This is a genomic window from Chitinophaga sp. HK235 (assembly GCF_018255755.1).
GTDB lineage: Bacteria > Bacteroidota > Bacteroidia > Chitinophagales > Chitinophagaceae > Chitinophaga.
In genome coordinates this window covers 6,669,852-6,689,275 of sequence record NZ_CP073766.1, presented here as the reverse complement: position 1 = coordinate 6,689,275, position 19,424 = coordinate 6,669,852, and the positions used below count along the sequence as shown (strand labels likewise).

Below are 19,424 nucleotides of genomic sequence, written 5' to 3'. Positions count from 1 at the left end.
CCAATTCACTGACGTATTTAACGTTCTTTTCAGATTTTATTTAAACACATGCATAAAATTTCTCTTTTGAAGAGATTTTTTACTTTTTCCCGACATCAGAAAAAGGAATAATTTTTGCCCCCTTTTTTACAACCAGAATAGTGAAAATTTGTTATCTATTCAGTGTCCAATGAATATTTGTCTGCAGTAAAAAACTATAAATTTCATCAACTGAAAATCTCTATGAATGGATGTAAAATCCCGGATTTTTTATCTTAATTTGTGTATATGAACGGGACCTCATTTCAATCGGATATTCGTTATTGGCTAAGGCAAGGCAACACGGTCAATCATTTGCTCCTCTGGAATATTGTCGTTTTTCTCGGGATCAATATATTATATATCATTAATACGTTCTACCCCACCAACACTTTATTTTCCTGGACATATGACCAGCTTGCCCTTCACTCGCAGCTGAACACCTTCATCAGAAAACCATGGGGGGTGATCACCTACATGTTTACCCATGTAGAGATCTTCCACATTTTTTTCAATATGCTGAACCTTTACTGGTTTGGTAACCTCTTCCGGGGCTTCCTGGGCAACAAACGTGTGCTTCCCCTCTATCTGATGGGCGGCATCTCCGGTGGCCTCCTGTACATGCTCTGCTACAACCTCTTCCTGCCCGGCTTCCCGTCCGGCATGATCGGCGCTTCTGCCTCCGTTATGTGCATCCTGGTAGCCTGTGCCACCCTGATGCCCAACTACGAAATTGGCCTGCTCTTCCTGGGTAATATCAAGCTGAAATGGCTGGCCCTCGGCCTCATCGCCCTCGGTATCATCTCCATCCCCAGAGGCAACCTGGGCGGTATCATCTCCCATATGGGCGGCGCCCTGTTCGGTTTCTTCTACGTCAGAATACTGCAAAACGGTACCGACCTCTGCAAACCCCTTATCTGGCTTTTTGATCCTGAAACCAGAAAAGAAGGCCAGCAGCAACAGGCCCGGTCCAAACCTAAAAAATCCCCGCTTAAAGTGGTAAAAAAACCGGAAGACAACAACCAGCTGCGCCTGGACCAACTGCTCGACAAAATCAACGAAAAAGGTTACCAAAGCCTCAGCGCTGAAGAAAAAGCCTGGTTGGATAAAGTCAGCAAGGAAAACTGATTAACTTTGCCTTTCAACTTTTTGCCCATTTACGCATGAAAACATTCAATGTTCCGGTTATATATCGCAGTCCGCTGATCAGCGCCATCAAAAACCAACGCAAACAGCAGGACCGCATGAAGAAGGACTTTACGCCTACCACGCTTGACTTTGGTCCGCTTAAAATACTGCTTGCCCGCCACTTCGGCTTCTGCTATGGTGTGGAAAACGCCATCGAAATAGCGTTTAAAACAGTGGACGAAAACCCGGATAAACGTATTTTCCTGCTCAGCGAAATGATCCACAACCCGCATGTCAATAACGACCTGCTGGACCGCGGCGTGCAGTTTATCATGGACACCGCCGGCAATCAGCTGGTACCCTGGGAAACACTCCAGCCCGATGATATCGTGATCATTCCCGCCTTCGGCACAACCCTCGAAACAGAAAACAAACTGGCCTCCCTCGGCATAGAACCGCTGAAATACAATACTACCTGCCCCTTTGTGGAAAGAGTATGGAACAAGGCGGAACAAATCGGTAAAAAACAATATACCGTCATCGTGCATGGCAAACCCAAACACGAAGAAACCAGGGCCACCTTCTCTCACAGCCAGTCCAACACCCCTACCATAGTGGTAAAAGATATGGCCGAAACAGAAAAACTGGCTCGCTTCATCACCGGCGAAACACCGGCCGAAGCCTTTTATGAACAGTTCAAAGGCCAGTATTCTCCCGGTTTCGACGTCACCAAAGACCTGCAGCGTGTAGGCGTGGTAAACCAAACCACCATGCTAGCCACCGAAACACAGGCCATCGCCGACTATATCCGTCAGGTAATGATGGACCGTTATGCCCTCACAGAGGCTACCGCAGGCGAACGTTTTGCCGATACCCGCGACACGCTCTGTTATGCCACCAACGACAACCAGAGTGCCGTTATCGGTATGCTGGAAGCACCTGCTGACCTGGCGATCGTAGTAGGCGGCTATAACAGCTCCAATACCTCCCACCTGGTAGAACTCTGCGAAGAGAAACTGCCAACCTATTTTATCAACGCTCCGGAACAAATGGCAGCGACAGACAAAATCAACCACTGGGATTTCCATCACAAAACAGAAATCCACAGTGATACTTTTTTACCAGAAAAAGAACAGGTGACCATACTCCTGACCAGCGGCGCCTCCTGCCCCGATGCACTGGTGGAAGGTGTCATCCGCCGGCTGTTGTCGTTTTACGGACTGGAACATAAAGCCGACGAACTCGCCATCATTGACTAATAAATGCTATCTGTAACAGGATTAACAACAATATCACTATAACAAAAAAGACACCAGAAGGTGTCTTTTTTCTTTGGGGCTAATCACGCTAGTAATGCAGAGAATTAAATTTTTATATAGCGTTAAAATGAAATCTTAACTCAAATGTAAACCATCCCGAAAAGGGACGCAACAGCCATTTATTATCCGGTAGTATATTGACCATAAGTGGTATGAATAAGCACAAAATCGGAAACCACTTTTTCGCTGAATATAAGGGACATAGCCGTTTCCACCGGTCAGAACTGCATAGCCCTCTTCAGAAAATCGGCCTTACGCCTTCTGGAAACTTCTACCTGTGCCCCGTCACTCATCAGTGCAAACCCTCCTTCTCCCTGGATATAAGACTGCATCTGCTGCAGGTTGATAAGATGGGAATTATGTACCCTGAAAAAATCGACATCTGCCAGGAGCTCTTCAAACTCCTTCAGCGGACGGGACACCATCAGGTTTTTCTTGTCTGTAAAAAAAATGCGGGTATAGTTGCCGGTAGATTCACAACGTACAATATTCTGTACCGGCATAAACACGAGCCCGTTGATAGTGGGCAGGGCAATCTTTTTATGTGATTGCTGGAGTGTTTTCATGTTTTGCAGGAACACATCCATCGGAGATGTTCCATTCTCTTTCTGCCGGTGTTGTTTTTTCTCCCGGCATTTGTCGAGGGCATCTTGCAGTTCCTTTACACTGAAGGGTTTGAGGAGATAGTCCAACGCATTGAACTTAATCGCTTTGAGGGCGTATTGTTCATATGCAGTGGTAAAGATAACATCGAAGGCAACCTTTTCATACTGTTTCAACAGTTCAAATCCGTTCTGGTGAGGCATTTCCACGTCGAGGAATACCAGGTCGGGATGGAGCTCATCCACCAGTTCTTTTGCTTCTTTCACTCCTTTGGCTGATCCAACGACCTCTACTCCGGGGCACTTCTTTAATAACATAGTCTGCAAGGCATCAATACAATGTTGCTCATCATCTACGATGATAGCTTTTATATCGCTCATGCTGTGTAGGTTTAGCGCGGGCAGGCATCAGGCCATCCGCAATTTTTTTGCTAAAATATAAATTCGGCTGGTAAAACAATCGTTACCATGGTACCGGCAGGTTGACCAGCCGGATCTTCCAGGTCTGTTACGGTTACTTTTGCTTCCTTGTTATTGATCTTCCGGATCAGATCAATCCGGCCTTCCGTCACTTTCATGCCGACGGAATTATGCATTTTATCCTTTTTTTCCTTTATTTCCATGGCTTTACGCCGGCCGATGCCATTGTCGGTGATAGTACAAACCAGACTTCTGCCTTTCAGCATTATTTCCACATCCAGTAATCCCATATCGGCATTTTTATGTACCAGGCCGTGCCAGATCGCGTTTTCCACATAAGGTTGCAGGATCATAGGCGGGATGAGGACTTCTTCGTCATTGATTTCAGGATCTATCCGGATACTGTACTCAAATATACCATTACAGCGTAAAGATTCCAGATCGAGGTACAGGCGGAGAGATTCCAGTTCTTTATTAAGCGTTACAAAAGTATGCTGGGTATTGTCCAGGATGAGGCGCATCAGGCGGGAGAATTTGGTGAGATAATCTGATGCTTCCTCCTGATTATTACTCCAGATATACCGGTGGATAGAGCTGAGGCAATTAAAGATAAAATGCGGATTCATCTGGGAACGAAGGGATTTCAGTTCCAGTTGCAGGGTTTGTTTGTTGGCTTCCAGGTTGCGGTGGCGGATATAAAAGAAGCCACCTACAATGGACATCAACAGGAAACCTGCGAGGGTGAAGATGAACATCACGTTACGTTTGGTCCTTAGTCCATTCACCATTTTATCATGTTCCAGTGTTTTGATCTGGTTATCTTTTCGATCTACCTCATAGATGGCCTGCATCTGTTTGAGGGCCATGGTCGATTTTTCGTTGAGGATACTGTCTTTATAGAGTAGTGATTTATCGGCGGCATCCATAGACCTTTTGAAATCGCCGCTGGCCTTATAGTCCGCGGACAGGGCCTTATAAGCGTCCATGAGCATGGACTTGAAATTCCAGAATATGCTGAGATCGATGGACTGCTGCATATACTTCCGGGCTTCTTCGTGTTTGTTCTGGGCGCTGAGCAGTTTGCCGATGTTGAGATAACTTTCGGCCACATGTATTTTATCGGCTACCTTATCATTAACTGTCAGGGCTTTCTGGAGGTAGTCCATGGCGGCGCTGTAGTCTTTTTTCTCCTTGTAGGTAGCGCCTAGGGCGTTATAACATATAGCCATTCCCGTAGGGTTGTCAATTTTCTGGTTGACGACCAGAGAGCGGCGGTAATACATAATAGCCAGGTCCAGTTTGTTCTGGCCCTGGTAGGCATATCCGAGGTTACCCAGGTTGATGGCCACACCCAGGTCGTTACGGCTTTGTTCTTCCAGTTTAAGGGCGCGGTTGAAGTGGCGGATGGCATCTTCATAGTTTTCGGCTGTCAGCTGGATATTACCGATACTATTGGTGGCCACGCAGATATTACGGACATCGTTGATTTTTTCGGCCAGCTGGAGTGCGTGGAGGTGGTAATCGAAGGCTTGCTGCAGTTTGTCCTGGCGCCGGCTGTCTACCCCGGCGTTATTAAAGGAAAGGCACATCAGCAGGGTATCATTGGCTTCTTCCGCAAATTTGATGGCTTTTTCGTGGTAATCTTCGGCGAGGAGGTACTGGGATTTGTTTCTTTTGACGGTGCCCAGTTCGTTGAAAACGAGGGCCAGGCTTCTGGCGGCGCGTAGTTTCTGGGCCAGCGGCAAAGCGTCCTGCCAGAAAAGGTTTTCCGTTTTATGGCTGTCGAAATAGCGGGCATGCTGTTTACCCTTCCTGATCAGCAAGGATACTTTGCCGGTATCATTGGGCAGCATTCGGATAGAGTCGAGGGTGTGGTAGATCCGCAGGGAATCCTGTGCAGATGCGGCCCAACAAGCGCCGATAACGAGCAAGCCTAAAATCCATAGACCTTTTACAGACATTAGCAGAACAGTGTGACCACACAATTTAAAGAAGAATTACGAATTACGGATGATTTAGTGATTTCTTTCCAAAAAAGCGAAAGGGCGAAAGAATTCGCCCCTTCTTCCTATTAACCGAATACACCTACTGAAAACATGGAACGGTCATGGCAAGCCATGCCATCCCACATTTCTCTTTATGCCTTACAACAGTGATTATACTGCGCAGGGCGAGTTTTATATATAGATAAGTTCAATAATCGGTTAATAGCAAAAGGTCCTTGTGGATATAGTCAGGATAAGACTTTCATAGGACAGCGACATATATATTATACGCGTCCAGCGTTCACAAATTCAATGGTTGTGTCTTATTCAATGTTATACGTTCAGGCACAGGTGCCGGGCGCATCACATTATGCAACATAAATACCCAGGCAATCTTTTTAGGTCCGATAAGGCATGAAAAACAGGGTCAGATGCTGACATAGTTTTACATACAAAAAAATAGCAGGAAATTCTTCAGGATGTGGAAAATTATTGGGATGGTCCGCTGGTGGTTAGGCAGGGACAAGGCAAATGTATAAAAGACTTTTAATAAAAGAAAATATTATTTCATGAAGTATGGGCCATTATGGCATCTTCCACCCATTGCATTACCAGGTCCATCTGGTCTTCGCGGCTTAACTGGCTGTTATCCAGTATGATAGCATCATCGGCTTTGCGGAGCGGGCTGATTTCGCGATTGGCATCAATATAATCCCTCAGTTCCAGATTTTCCTTTACTTCCTCGATGGAGATGTTCTTATTCTTTTCATACAGCTCTTTAAAGCGGCGTTCTACCCGGATTGCAATATCTGCCGTCATAAATATCTTGAGCTCGGCATGCGGGAATACAACAGTACCGATATCGCGGCCATCCATCACGATACCTTTGCGGGTACCCATTTTTTTCTGCTGTGCTACGGCAAACTCCCGTACTTCTTTTACGGCAGCCACTTCACTTACTTTTTCTGCAACGAGCATTTCGCGTATCAGGTGCTCCACATTTTCACCATTGAGGTGCATTTCGCTGGCACCGGTGAGGATGTTGTACAGGAATTCGAGGTGAATATCTGCCAGTGCAGCTACTACAGCAGGCTGGGATGCCCAGTCTACGCGGTTCTGCATGAAATAGAGCGTAATAGCACGATACATGGCACCGCTATCTATATACACATAGTCCAGTTTCCTGGCCATTTGTTTTGCCAATGTACTTTTGCCACAAGAGGAGTAGCCATCTATCGTGATAATTATTCTTTTCAAACTTGCTCTTTTTGGATCGCCTACAGAAATAACCCTACAAAATTGAGGGAATTATGCGAAAAAAGCAAACGATCCTTATTCCACCACTACTACCTTGCAGGTGTAAGCCACCTTCATGGTCTCTTTATGATAGATGATCATAAAGTAAGTACCAGCTGGCATATCGCTCACGTTGAGGTCATTATCCTGCTGTATATCGTACTGGCGCATCACCTGGCTCCAGGTATCGCGGAGCTGCATAAACAGCGGGCCTCTTATGCCACGGATACGCACCCTGAACTTGCCGTTGCTCGGATTCGGGAATACATCGATCTGTACAAACGGTGGTACAGCCCTGATTTCGGAGTATACTTCCTTGCCGCTTCTGGACACAGCCTTGATGCGGTAGTAAGTCCAGCCATCGTAATCGTTGAGGTCCTGGAGGGTGTAGCTGAGCGGCACATTGCTGTTGCCGTTGAGCGCTTTGGTAGGCACAGTGGCAATCTTCGTGAACACTTCTTCCCTTTCGTATCTGCGTTCCACTTCAAACAGCAAATTGTTGACTTCCTTGCTGGTGGTCCAGTCGAGCTGCACCATGAGCGGCGCTATACGATAGGCTTCGAAGAGCAGGAATACAGCGGGTTTGGCTTTGCTGGCCAATACTGTTTTGGAGAAATATTCACTGGCACCGAGGCCGGTGAAAGTGCGCATATGCATGGTGGCCGGGTCTGTCAGGCCGTTGGTAGTAAGGGTGCCGGGTTTGGGCAGGGCCGCAATATAAGGCACCTGGTCCCATACTCCGCCGGTAAAGCGGGTGATGTAGCTACTATCGCGGGCAGCAGCATAAGCGGGCAGCTCGTCTTTATCCATGTGCTGGAGTATCACAGTCGCTTCGCCACCGGTATTGTCAGTGCGGGTGATGTTCCAGGTTCTGTTGACGAAGCTGTCGCGGTAGGCACGTCCGCCTGCAGCAACGGTGTACACGCTGTCGTAGGCACGCACGCTGAACATATCGGTAGCACCTGACAGCAGAATAGCTGCCGGGGAATAATTATCGGTGGAGGTGCCCACAGGGAATACTACTTTGGCGGCAGCATCGTTTATGCCTGCCCGGTAGAGTGCGCCACCGGCAAAACCGGGGCCGTTCACCACAAACTTTCTATCGTTGTATCCGGTAATGGTACCGGGATTGTTTTCACCTACTTGGAGGTTCCAGCCGTTGAGGAAAATATAACCGTTGGTGAAATGCAGGTTGTTTCTGATTTTAAGATCGCTGAGATCGTCGAGCAGCAGCCCTGCAGTATTGTCTAGTTCGATGTTGGGGAAACTGGTGCCCTGCCTGGAGGCGAGGCTATAACTGCCGAAGACGGTCTGCTGACCGGTATTGCCATACAGCGGATTCAGCGCAGAGAAGAGGAATTTACCACCTATACCGGAACGGCCGTCAGCACTTTCATCGGGCAACGTAGCACCGTTGCCGTTAGTCCATTTTTTACTGAGGAAATATAAAGTAGCGGTAGGATTAGACCCGAGTATACCGTTATTGATGAGATCGGAGAATACACCGGAGTTGCCGGACAGCCATACGGAGCCACCGGCGGGGATGAAGACACCCTGCTGTGCAGCCACTGGAAATGCGCTGCCCATCAAACATATTATCAATATCGCAAGTAGATGTCTCTTCAAAACTCAATTATTGAATAATGGTGATATTGAATTTGGTATTGTTGTTAAATGTGTAGTTGGTGCCGGTATTGGCATTAATAAGGCACACCTTGATTGAAGTTGAATTATTTACTCTGGCCCATCCAATAGATACCAACGCAGTAGTACCTGTGCTTATATCACTGGCAGGAGTAACAATCACACTTGCATCAGCATTCAATGCAGGTATTCCTGCTGTGACATTGATGGTGAAGATCAATTGTTGCTGTTTATTGATGGTGGTATTTCCTCCCGTATAGGTGCCCTGGAATTTATACATCCCATTCAGCGGTGTGCCGCTTTGGCCCATTTTAAAAGTGCCATTTACATCCAGGTTTGCAGCAGGGCTATTGGTTCCAATCCCCAATTCCTTATTGGTATTATCCCAGAAGAGGTTATTGGCATCCTGGCTAATTTCAGTAGAAGCATCGCTGGTACGGTAACCAAAAGGGATGGCACCGACAGGAATAGTATTATCTCCATGCGTAGTCACTACTTTATACCAGGGATTACCAGCGTTTGCTGCCAGGGGAGCCTGTCCGCCCTGCCATTCTCTGAGCGCCAGTGTATTTTTATCGAAGTAAAGTTGTGTGGTATAGTTACCGGATTTAAATGCCAGTACGCTCCAGGCCCATGCTGAGGTACCTAAAGGTCCATTCGTTACCGTTCCGGCACCGGCTGCTGAAGGATCAAGGCCTTGCCATATTTTCATGCGGTAACGGGCATCCGGTGCATCGGCATTGCGGATGTCTGTTGATGTCAATGTTCCATAGGAAGCGCCACCGGTAATATCCGGAGCGGGGGTATACAATTGTGTGGCTGTATTCCATTTTAATACATCGCCATCATTGGGGGCAGTGGTGGCCACTGCGTTATTCTGGATCTTATTGGCATTCCAGATGTTTTTGCTGCTGTCCACTTTGATGGTCCAGGTTCTGTCGGCAGACAGGTCCTGTTCTCCTGTGGCACCGAAATCGATGACGCCGCTACCGGCCACCAGCTTTATTTTCCGGGTGGAGAGCGGGTTTACGGTAACAATTACATCACCATTGGTATTGATGGAGAGCATTTTTGTATTGGCGGCGCCGGGTGCGACAGCAGCCAGGTTGCTGAGGCGGAGACCGGAGGTGAAAACTGTTTCACCGAGGCCTGCAGCCTGACCAGTAATTTCCAGTTTATTTTTAGGGACGTTGGTACCCAGGCCCAGGGCTGTTTTGGTATTATCCCAGAAGAACTGCCCGTTGAATTGCGTTACCAGGCCGGAGGCGCCGATGAAAGGCACAGAGCCGGTGGTAAGGTTTGTTAAAGAGAGACCATTGGCAACAGATACTGTAGAAGAAAAAGTACCCGTTGCTGCGGTTACACCACCTCCGGCAGTTATATTACCTCCTACTCTTACGGCAGTGCCAACATCTGCGTAACCGGTGATGTTAAAATCCGCGGTTTGTGGAGTAGTTCCATTGATAATAAATCCGGTTCCTCCTGATGCTGGAGCTTTGGGTTCCCACTGTGTACCATTAAAAGTGAGTACCTGGTTGGCCGTAGGTGCTGTAGCAGATATCGCTACAGAAGCCAGTTTATTGGCATTCCAGATGGCGGCATCTTTATCTGCATCAATGGTGAATGTTGGGTTGGTGTTCAGATTTTTGGTAGCGGTAGTAGTACTTTTCATACCGGTACCCGCCTGTAAGGAGATTGTACAGGCCCATGGCAGGTAAAAAGACGCGTAGTCAGCTGCCAGTGGAGCAATGTTACCAGTGGCATCCGGAGTGCGGCTGGCAAAGGTAAGCACGCCAGTGTTGCTGATAGCCCCTGCCGCATTGATATTGATACCAGTGCCTGCAGAGAAGGCGGCCCTGGCCCTTGCGTTGGTAAAGTACAGATTGGTGGTTCCTTCAGGGATATTGTCTGTAGTGATTCCGGAGAAATCGGCTACTTTTTTCCACGCACCGGCAGCTTTGATATAAAGGCATTTTTCTCCGGCATCTGTTACATACACAAACATACCATCGGCAGCATTGTATAATGCGCCTCCGGCAGTAATGGCACTTTTAGGAACCCTGTTGAGCAACAGCCCCTGGCTGTCGCTGTTCAGTTCCAGCAAAGCATCTTTACGGATTTGTGTAGGTTGCAGGCCCAGTTTCAGCTGCTGGGCAGCGGAGCTGACAGAAAACAGGATGCCCATTCCCAGTATGGGTAAATATCTTAAAGCAGTCATCTTCATAAATTACGGTTGCGGGAAAATCGGTAAAACAGACAAAACAGCTGATAACAGTAAGGTATAAACGCTTTTTATAAAAAGCGTTTATACCTTACTGTTACAGAATTATTTTCTGATGATAAACCAGTTGGCACCATCGGACTGCAGTGTTACGAAAGTCCAGTCGTTATAAATGAAGTAGTCGGTTCCATCTTCAATACGTTCGGCACCGCTAGGAAGGATCTGTAAGGATCTGGCCAGGGTACCGCCGATTTTTTTAACGGTGATCACCCTTCCCTTTCTGCCAACGGCAGTGAGCAGGGTTACTTTACGGTCGCCGCCGGAGCAGTCTACGAGGATGGTGTTATCAGCATCGGTCATAGGGTGGTCTGCAGAAACGTTCACGATGTTCATGGACACAGAACCAGTCACCTGCAGGGTAGAGTTGGCAAGTGCAGTAGTATCACCAACGATTACTTTGGTGCGTACAGCCAGGTCATCGCTCAGTTTCTTGTTGCCTTTGAAAGTCTGGTCGCCATTGGACATCAGGCCTCTGTCTGTAAGCGGGGTAGCTGTTGGGATATGGAGTGTCACTGTTTGGGTAGCAGCATCCTGCGTAAAGTGTACATCCGGTCCCTGGATACCATTGTTGATGGTCACAGCTGGTCCTGTAAGGCCATTGATGCTATTGATCACCGGATTAAAGGCAGAAGAAGGCAAAGTTTTCTTTACTACTTCACCAGCTGTACCGAGCAAGAGCACGTCGAGGTCGGTGGCGGTACCTGCGGCAACGCTGCCCAGGGTCACTTTACCTTTCAGTTCGGAGGTAGTTCCTACCTGTAATGATTTATTGATAACCGCATCATCTTTGAGGAGGGTAGCACCGGTAACGGTGAGGCCGGAGCTGATAGTACCGGAACCATCTACGATGAGGTTGTTTTTAAATGTTTTGTTACCGCCGATGTTCTGGTCGGTAGCTGTTAATGCACCCGGGTTGGTAGCGTCAGCAGCGTGGAGGGCCAGGGACGGGTTACCAGCAATTGTGGTAATACTCAGACCGTTGGCATTGGGGGTAGTATTGAAGCCGGTGATCACCAGTGCTTTGGTAGCATTATCAAAGCGTACGTAATCCGCTTTGGTGAGGAGACCTACTGTTTTGGTACCATCCTGAGTAGAGATAGTCAGTTTATGGTCGCCGGCGCCATCATGAGCGAAGCTATAGTCGGCTGCATCTGTAGACAGTGTCTGGGCTGCAGTTTTATCACCATTCAGTGAATTGATAGCGGTACTGAAGGCAGATTCGCTGATTGTCCGTCTGGATACCTTACCAGTTGTAGGATCTACCAGTAATACATCTACACCAGTTGTTACGAGGTCCAGTTTTTTGAAGAAGGCATAACCATTGTCGATGATCATACCGTCTACGCCCTGGCCTTTTAATACGAGCGGAACGCTGCCTGCGTTGGTACCGATGAAGTTACCTGCTACAGCGTCGTTGCCGGTGAGTTTCCAGTTGCTGTTAGCATCGGCATTGTTGGCCATTTTTTCCCAGGCACCGTTTCTTCTGATGTAGAGACCTTTATCAGTGGCGGGTGCGGGAGGAGCCGGATCATAATAAACGATCATACCATCTGGTGGTGTGAGTGCGTCGATATCAGTGAACTGTTTCAGGCGGGGCAGTAAGAGACCCTGTCTGTCTGATTCCAGTTCCAATACGGAGGCTTTGTTTATTTTGGTTGGGTGATCACCCACTTTAAGCTGCGCGTAAGTGTCGGTAGCGAGAAGTGCAAGGCTTCCCAGTAACATACCGCGAAGTGCGACGTGTAAAGGTTTAGTCATGGTATAAGGATAAATAGTTTAAATGATCTTCCAAACCAGGCATGAACCGGCTTGTTTTATATCGTTGTGTATTCAGTTAAAGGAAGTAGAATAAAGATATAGATAATTTTATAATATATATAGGAATAAATGCATACAAAATTCCTAGACAATAAATAATAGAGGTTAATATTTATTGATACAACAAAAGTACGCATAAGTAATTTTTTAAAAATGACACCATTATGCTATATTTTATATTTTCATAATATCATAAGAAACCTGTTATTTGATGGTTTTGGGGCTTGAAGATCGATTCAATGAGGAGGGTGCGTACTGCAAACACAGTGCAGGCACCAAACTTATCTTGAAAAAGTGAAAGTTAACATGAACATGTTAGAACAACCCTGATAAGAGGGGTTTGATATGGGCATTTAAGGCCATTTTTGGCCAAAATACCGGAATGATGAAGTAAGTGCTAAAGCTGTATAAAAAAAGAGGCTGTCTTAATAATAAGACAGCCTCTCAGATAATATGGTAATTACGTTGATTATTTATACTTCAGATTTCTCTGATTTGCTTTTGGAAGAGTTGTTCTGTAAGGTGAACACCAGTTTCTGGTTTTCTTTGTCGAGGTCAGCTACCAGGACATCCCCATCATGGATGTTCATATTCAGAATTTCTTCTGCCAGCGGGTCTTCCAGGTATTTCTGGATGGCCCTGTGGAGTGGTCTGGCGCCGAACTGGTGGTCGTAGCCTTTGTCTGCCAGGAAGCCTTTTGCTTCGTCTGTCAGTTCGAGGCTGAAGCCCAGGTTGTTGAGGCGTTTGAGCACGCTCTTCATGGTGATATCGATGATGGTATAGATGTGTTCTTTGCCCAGAGAGTTAAAGATGATCACATCATCGATCCTGTTAAGGAATTCCGGAGAGAAGGTCCTTTTCAGTGCTTTTTCGATCACTGATTTGGTATTTTCCTCTTCGCTCATTGCTTTAGCGGAGGTGGTGAACCCTACGCCGGCACCGAAGTCTTTCAACTGGCGGGCACCGATGTTGGAGGTCATGATGATGAGGGTATTTTTGAAATCCACCTTACGGCCGAGACCATCGGTGAGAATACCATCATCGAGCACCTGCAGGAGGAGGTTATAGATATCCGGATGTGCTTTTTCGATTTCGTCGAGCAGGATTACGGAGTATGGTTTGCGCCGAACTTTTTCGGTCAGCTGACCACCTTCTTCGTATCCTACATATCCCGGAGGCGCACCAATGAGGCGGCTTACGGAGAATTTCTCCATGTATTCACTCATGTCTATACGGATGAGTGCTTCATCGGAGTCGAACATGTAGCGGGCCAGGGATTTGGCCAGCTCTGTTTTACCTACACCGGTAGGACCGAGGAAGATGAAGGTACCGATTGGTTTTTTCGGATCTTTCAAGCCTACGCGGTTACGCTGGATAGCTTTGGTGACTTTGCTGATAGCATCGTCCTGACCTACCACGGCGCCTTTGAGGTCTTCGCCCATGCGGCGGAGTTTCTCTGTTTCGGCCTGTACCATCCTTTTTACAGGGATACCAGTCATCATGCTGACAACTTCCGCGATTGCTTCTTCGTCGATCGGGTAGCGTTTATGTTTCACTTCTTCTTCCCACATGGCTTTAGCGCGTTCCAGGTCTTCACCCAGTTTCTTTTCAGTATCGCGCAGCGCAGCGGCTTCTTCGAAGCGTTGACTTTTAACGACTTTATTTTTCTCCTGTTTGATGTCTTCGATCTGTTTTTCCAGGTCGAGGATATTCTGCGGCACGTTGATGTTTTTGAGGTGTACTCTGGCGCCTACTTCATCGAGTACGTCTATGGCCTTGTCGGGCAACAGGCGGTCGGTCATGTAGCGGTCGCTGAGTTTCACGCACGCATCGATGGCTGCATCGGTATAGCTTACGTTATGGTATTCTTCATAACGGGGCTTGATATTATTGAGGATCTGTATGGTTTCTTCCACGCTGGGTGGTTCTACCATTACTTTCTGGAAACGACGGTCCAGGGCGCCGTCTTTCTCGATATACATGCGGTATTCGTCCAGTGTGGAGGCACCGATGCATTGGAGTTCACCTCTGGCGAGGGCTGGTTTGAAGATGTTGGAGGCATCGAGGGAACCGGAGGCACCGCCGGCACCTACGATTGTATGAATTTCGTCGATGAACAGGATGACATCACGGTTCTTTTCGAGTTCGTTCATGATGGCCTTCATCCTTTCTTCAAACTGGCCGCGGTATTTGGTACCGGCTACCAGTGCAGCGAGGTCGAGGCTTACCACCCGTTTGTCGAACAGTACGCGGGATACTTTACGCTGAACGATGCGCAGCGCGAGACCTTCCACGATGGCTGTTTTACCCACACCGGGTTCGCCAATAAGGATGGGGTTGTTCTTTTTACGGCGGGACAGGATCTGGGAAACGCGCTCAATTTCCTGTTCGCGGCCGACTATGGGGTCCAGGCTGCCACTTTCGGCCAGCTTGGTGATATCCCTACCAAAGTTATCCAGTACGGGCGTTTTGGATTTGGTATTGGTCTGTTTGGCTTTGGAAGCGTAACTCTTTCTTTCGTCTTCAAACTCTTCTTCGCCCGGATCGTCGAATTCTGATTTAGGGTCAGCAGACTTTACAAAGCCCAGTTCGTTTTTAAAAGTATCGTAGTCCACGTCAAATTGTTGTAAGATTTGTGTACAAACGTTTTCCTTGTTCTTCAGTATGGAAAGCATGAGGTGTTCGGTTTCCACGGTAGCACTTTTAAGTGCTTTAGCTTCGAGGACCGTAACCCTGATGACTTTCTCAGCCTGTCTGGTTAGGGGGAGACTGTTAATATTGGCGATATTTTTTCCAGTCTTATCTTTTACAGCTAATTCTACTTCTTTACGTAATTCGTATAGGTCTACGTTTAAAGCCTGCAGAATCTTTACGGCCGTGCCTTCGCCTTCGCGAATAATACCTAACAGCAGGTGTTCAGTACCGATGAAATCATTTCCCAGGCGTAAAGCTTCCTCTCTGCTGAACGAAATGATCTCCTTAACTTGCGGTGAAAAATTCTGGTCCATTGTGAGAATATTAAATTATCAAAAACCCTTACGGGGGCTTGCTTATACAATAATAACGAATAATTATGAACTTAAATTATCAGCTATTTTCTTTAGTTGAAGTTATTCCTTTTTTACACTCAAACAACTTACACTTTAATAGTATAAGAATTATTTTTGTGGTGAAGCGGGTATAAGCATTCAAAATTACTTACGAGGAAAAAGCGGCTTTTGTTATTGAGCTCCTTTTTATTTAGTTTTTTAATAGGCTGGGTTTCCCTCTTTTAAATTGATTTTTTTACTAAATGTATAAAACAACGTCCAACGCATGAAATTCAAAATTGATACCAAAGAAAAAATTGTTGTTTTTTGTCCTGAAGAAGTTGCTTTGGATGCTAATTTGTCAGATCAGTTTGTTACTACGCTGAGCACACTGCCAGAGCTAAGCACCCGCAATCTCATACTGGACTTGAAATTGGTGGAAAAAATGGACGATTCCGGCATTCAAGCCATTTTAACAGTATACCAGCATATCTATGACAATAGCCGTTCCTGCGCCATTACGGGCCTTAACAGTGCTTTAACAAAGGAACTGAAGGAAGCAGGTGGTGATATGCTCAACATCGCACCTACCATGGCCGAAGCCATAGACCTGATTATGATGGAAGAGCTGGAAAGAGAGCTTCTGGACGGAATGGATTAATAAAGCGCTGCCTGTTTCAGCTTTTAGCCGGGAAAAGCCGGTTAATGCCAGAAGCAGGCTGCCAAACGTTTTACTTTTATGTTTGCAGTTACAATATTAGGCAACAACTCTGCCATACCCACGTTGGACAGACACCCCACCGCACAGATCATCACATGTGACGACCAATTGTTATTAGTTGATTGCGGGGAAGGTACACAGCTACAGATCGCTAAATACCGGATTAAACGCAATAAACTACGGTACATTTTTATCAGCCATTTGCATGGTGATCACTATTTCGGACTGATAGGCCTGCTCAACACGCTGAGCCTGATGGGGCGAACCGAACCGCTCAGTATCTATGCCCCACCGGAACTGGAGGCTATTATCCAGCTGCAGCTGGACTGCTCCGGCACGCTGCTTCAGTATGAACTGTCATTTGTTCCGCTGCAGGCGGGCTACAGCGGCGTCATCCTGGAAGACAAGGAGCTTACCGTCAGCTGTTTTCCCACCCAGCACCGGATTTCCTGCTTTGGCTTCTCCATCAGCATGCAGAAAAAAAAGCGGAAACTGATACCAGAGCAGGCCAAAGCCTACGAGATTCCGGCGGCCTACTACGGTAAACTGCAGGAAGGAGCGGATTATATCCGTAAAGACGGCAGCATCGTTAAAAACGACTGGGTGACCCTGCCTCCGGCGAAAGGCAAGCGGTATGTGTATTGTGCAGACACACAGTATGATACCGGCCTGCTGCCCTGGCTGAAAGATGCCGATCTGGTTTATCATGAGACTACCTATCTGCATGACCTGGAAACGCGGGCAGCAGAGCGTTATCACAGCACCACCGTGCAGGCCGCTTCCCTGGCCGCAGCAGCCGGTGCCAAAAAACTACTGATAGGTCATTTCTCTTCCAAATACACTGATCTTCAGCCTTTCCTGGAAGAAACACGTCCTGTATTCGCATCAACAGATATCGCGGAAGAGGGCGTTACTTATTACGTATAACACAGCATTATTAACCACATAAAAAAAGAGCGAAGAAAGTTTCTTCGCTCTTTTTTATGTCTGTATAATCTGTTTAGTATTGTTTGAGATACGCTCCTATCTGCTGATATACTGCATCTGCCGCAGGTAAAACCGGCAGGCGGAAATTATTTTCGATGATGCCGGCATGGCTCAGAAATGCTTTGATGCCAGTAGGGTTGTTTTCACAGAACATCAGGTCAAAACCTTTCAGCATTTTGTAGTGCAGTGCACGGGCAGCAGGGAAATTATTCCCCAGTGCAGCGTTTACCATAGCAGAGAAATCCTTTGCGAAGAAGTTGGCTGCCACAGAGATTACGCCGTCCATACCGCAGGCAAGCTGGGCGAGGGCGAGGGCATCATCACCGCTGACTACGAGGAAACCTTCCGGTTTGTCGCGAATGATCTGCATGCACTGTGCCATATCACCGGAAGCTTCTTTCATAGCGATGATATTTTCTACTTCGTGTGCCAGACGCAGCGTGGTTTCTGCGGTCATATTGCGGCCTGTACGACCGGGCACGTTGTAGAGGATGATCGGCTTGGGAGAAGCCGCTGCAATAGTTTTATAGTGCTGGATGATACCTTCCTGGGTAGGTTTGCTGTAGTAAGGGGATACGCTGAGGATAGCGGCCGCTTCATCCAGTGGGCATTTTTCCAGTCTTTTTACCACATCCCGGGTATTATAATCGCCGATGCCAACAACTACTGGCACCCGCTTCGACACCTTTTCGAAAGTGAATTTTATCAAATCCAGCTTTTCATCTGCAGAAAGAGTGGGCGTTTCGCCGGTAGTGCCTAAAGACACAACGTAGTCAACGCCGCCATCAATCACATAATTGATCAGCTTTTCCAAAGCATTCCAGTCTATGCTTTCATCTGCTTTAAAGGGTGTAACCAATGCCACCCCGGTGCCTTTTAACTGTTCCATATTGTGTTTACGGGAAAAAAATAAAAATTCGAATTCCGAAGGCCGAAATTCGAATTTTTTATCGTGATCTCTAAATTTTTTTTAGTGTTCTTCGTAAAAACCCATACCAGAGAACTTATCGATCCTTTGTTCGATGCGTACATCGGGATCAATTTTCTTCAGTTCTGCCAGTGTTTCCTTGATATAAGTTTTGAGGATACTGGCCATTTCATCGGGGTTTACATGGGCACCACCGAGCGGTTCACGGACAACGCCATCTACCAGACCGAATTTTTTCATGTAATCAGGCGTGAGTTTCAGCTCTTCGGCGGCTTTCTCTTTGAAGTTCCAGCTACGCCAGAGGATGGTGGAGCAGTTTTCCGGAGAGATAACGGTATACCAGCTGTTTTCGAGCATTACCACCTTGTCGCCGATACCGATGCCTAAAGCGCCACCGGAAGCACCTTCACCGATGATGACGCAGATCACTGGTACACGGAGTTTCACCATTTCGAAGATATTGCGGGCAATGGCTTCTGCCTGTCCTCTTTCTTCAGCTTCCAGGCCCGGATAAGCACCGGGAGTATCGATGAGGGTAACAATAGGCTTGTTGAATCTTTCCGCCAGTTTCATGAGGCGAAGCGCTTTACGGTAACCTTCAGGGTTGGCCATACCAAAGTTCCTGAGCTGGCGCATTTTAGTGTTCACGCCTTTCTGCTGACCGATAAACATCACGGTTTCTCCATCCAGGTCAGCGAAGCCACCTACCATGGCTTTGTCGTCTTTCACATTCCGGTCGCCGTGCAGTTCCACGAAGTTGGTGCACATTTTTTCGATATACGCCAAAGTATAGGGCCTATCCGGATGACGGCTGAGCTGTACACGCTGAAAGGCAGTGAGATGGGTGTAGATGTTGAGACGGGTGTCCTCAATTTTCTGCTCATATTCTTTCACAGTGGCAGAAACATCCACCCCGGATTTTTCACCATTCTCCTTCAGCTTAGCCAGCTGGTCATATAAATCCGCGATAGGTTTTTCGAAATCCAGGAATTGCATAATTTGTTTAATTGGTTAAAGATCGGGTGTAAAGATAGTGCTGAAAATTTTTTTTAAAAAAGATTTGCTTAATTGGGAACTTTGTTGCTATCTTTGCAATCCCAAAACGGAGGAATACAACAGATTGGGAGACAGAAAGATAGCTAGGCAATAGCGATTTTTTGAAGAAGGATTGGTAGTTCAGTTGGTTAGAATGCCGCCCTGTCACGGCGGAGGTCGCGGGTTCGAGTCCCGTCCAGTCCGCAGAGTTAA

The 19,424-nt window shown here is 47.1% G+C and carries 13 protein-coding genes and 1 tRNA gene; 5 read left to right on the top strand and 9 right to left on the bottom strand.

Going from position 1 to position 19,424, the window contains the following annotated elements:
- Window positions 1-267 precede the first annotated feature (267 nt).
- Together KD145_RS25505 and KD145_RS25500 are read left to right on the top strand one after the other, a co-directional pair.
- On the top strand, window positions 268-1,146 hold the full coding sequence (locus tag KD145_RS25505) for a rhomboid family intramembrane serine protease (RefSeq protein WP_212002653.1): 879 nt from the start codon (window positions 268-270) through the stop codon (window positions 1,144-1,146).
- Window positions 1,143-2,405 (top strand): 4-hydroxy-3-methylbut-2-enyl diphosphate reductase, encoded by a 1,263-nt coding sequence (locus KD145_RS25500; RefSeq protein ID WP_308219050.1) that lies wholly within the window; start codon window positions 1,143-1,145, stop codon window positions 2,403-2,405. The genes KD145_RS25505 and KD145_RS25500 overlap by 4 nt, the downstream gene beginning before the upstream one ends.
- 278 nt (window positions 2,406-2,683) lie before the next feature.
- Here KD145_RS25500 and KD145_RS25495 read toward each other — a convergent pair whose 3' ends face one another.
- The 7 genes from KD145_RS25495 to KD145_RS25465 form a co-directional block, all read right to left on the bottom strand.
- The gene (locus KD145_RS25495; RefSeq protein ID WP_212002651.1) at window positions 2,684-3,448 is read right to left on the bottom strand and encodes a LytTR family DNA-binding domain-containing protein; all 765 of its coding nucleotides are present in this window, start codon (window positions 3,446-3,448) and stop codon (window positions 2,684-2,686) included.
- Between the two features lie 50 nt (window positions 3,449-3,498).
- Window positions 3,499-5,448: a tetratricopeptide repeat protein gene (locus KD145_RS25490; RefSeq protein ID WP_212002650.1), complete on the bottom strand. Its 1,950-nt coding sequence runs from the start codon at window positions 5,446-5,448 to the stop codon at window positions 3,499-3,501.
- A gap of 591 nt (window positions 5,449-6,039) precedes the next feature.
- Window positions 6,040-6,729 (bottom strand): (d)CMP kinase, encoded by a 690-nt coding sequence (cmk, locus tag KD145_RS25485; protein ID WP_212002649.1) that lies wholly within the window; start codon window positions 6,727-6,729, stop codon window positions 6,040-6,042.
- 75 nt (window positions 6,730-6,804) lie between these two features.
- A complete protein-coding gene (locus tag KD145_RS25480; RefSeq protein ID WP_212002648.1) occupies window positions 6,805-8,355 on the bottom strand; it encodes a T9SS type A sorting domain-containing protein in 1,551 nt (516 codons plus the stop codon).
- Between the two features lie 46 nt (window positions 8,356-8,401).
- Window positions 8,402-10,636 (bottom strand): hypothetical protein, encoded by a 2,235-nt coding sequence (locus KD145_RS25475; protein ID WP_212002647.1) that lies wholly within the window; start codon window positions 10,634-10,636, stop codon window positions 8,402-8,404.
- Between the two features lie 102 nt (window positions 10,637-10,738).
- A complete protein-coding gene (locus KD145_RS25470; protein ID WP_212002646.1) occupies window positions 10,739-12,451 on the bottom strand; it encodes a hypothetical protein in 1,713 nt (570 codons plus the stop codon).
- Between the two features lie 533 nt (window positions 12,452-12,984).
- Complete coding sequence (locus tag KD145_RS25465; protein ID WP_212002645.1) at window positions 12,985-15,519, bottom strand: ATP-dependent Clp protease ATP-binding subunit; 2,535 nt, start codon at window positions 15,517-15,519, stop codon at window positions 12,985-12,987.
- A 307-nt stretch (window positions 15,520-15,826) separates the two neighbouring features.
- On the opposite strand from KD145_RS25465, the gene KD145_RS25460 reads away from it, so the two are divergent.
- Together KD145_RS25460 and KD145_RS25455 are read left to right on the top strand one after the other, a co-directional pair.
- Window positions 15,827-16,201 carry an STAS domain-containing protein gene (locus KD145_RS25460; protein WP_212002644.1) on the top strand — a complete coding sequence of 125 codons (375 nt, stop codon included), beginning with the start codon at window positions 15,827-15,829 and terminating at the stop codon, window positions 16,199-16,201.
- 78 nt (window positions 16,202-16,279) lie between these two features.
- A complete protein-coding gene (locus KD145_RS25455) occupies window positions 16,280-17,188 on the top strand; it encodes a ribonuclease Z (RefSeq protein WP_212002643.1) in 909 nt (302 codons plus the stop codon).
- 73 nt (window positions 17,189-17,261) lie between these two features.
- On the opposite strand, the gene dapA is transcribed toward KD145_RS25455, so the two are convergent.
- Both dapA and KD145_RS25445 read right to left on the bottom strand, forming a co-directional pair.
- Window positions 17,262-18,137: a 4-hydroxy-tetrahydrodipicolinate synthase gene (gene dapA / locus KD145_RS25450; protein WP_212002642.1), complete on the bottom strand. Its 876-nt coding sequence runs from the start codon at window positions 18,135-18,137 to the stop codon at window positions 17,262-17,264.
- An 81-nt stretch (window positions 18,138-18,218) separates the two neighbouring features.
- On the bottom strand, window positions 18,219-19,172 hold the full coding sequence (locus KD145_RS25445; protein ID WP_211327071.1) for an acetyl-CoA carboxylase carboxyltransferase subunit alpha: 954 nt from the start codon (window positions 19,170-19,172) through the stop codon (window positions 18,219-18,221).
- Between the two features lie 169 nt (window positions 19,173-19,341).
- On the opposite strand from KD145_RS25445, the gene KD145_RS25440 reads away from it, so the two are divergent.
- Window positions 19,342-19,415: transfer RNA gene (locus tag KD145_RS25440), tRNA-Asp, on the top strand.
- The last annotated feature ends 9 nt before the right edge of the window (window positions 19,416-19,424 follow it).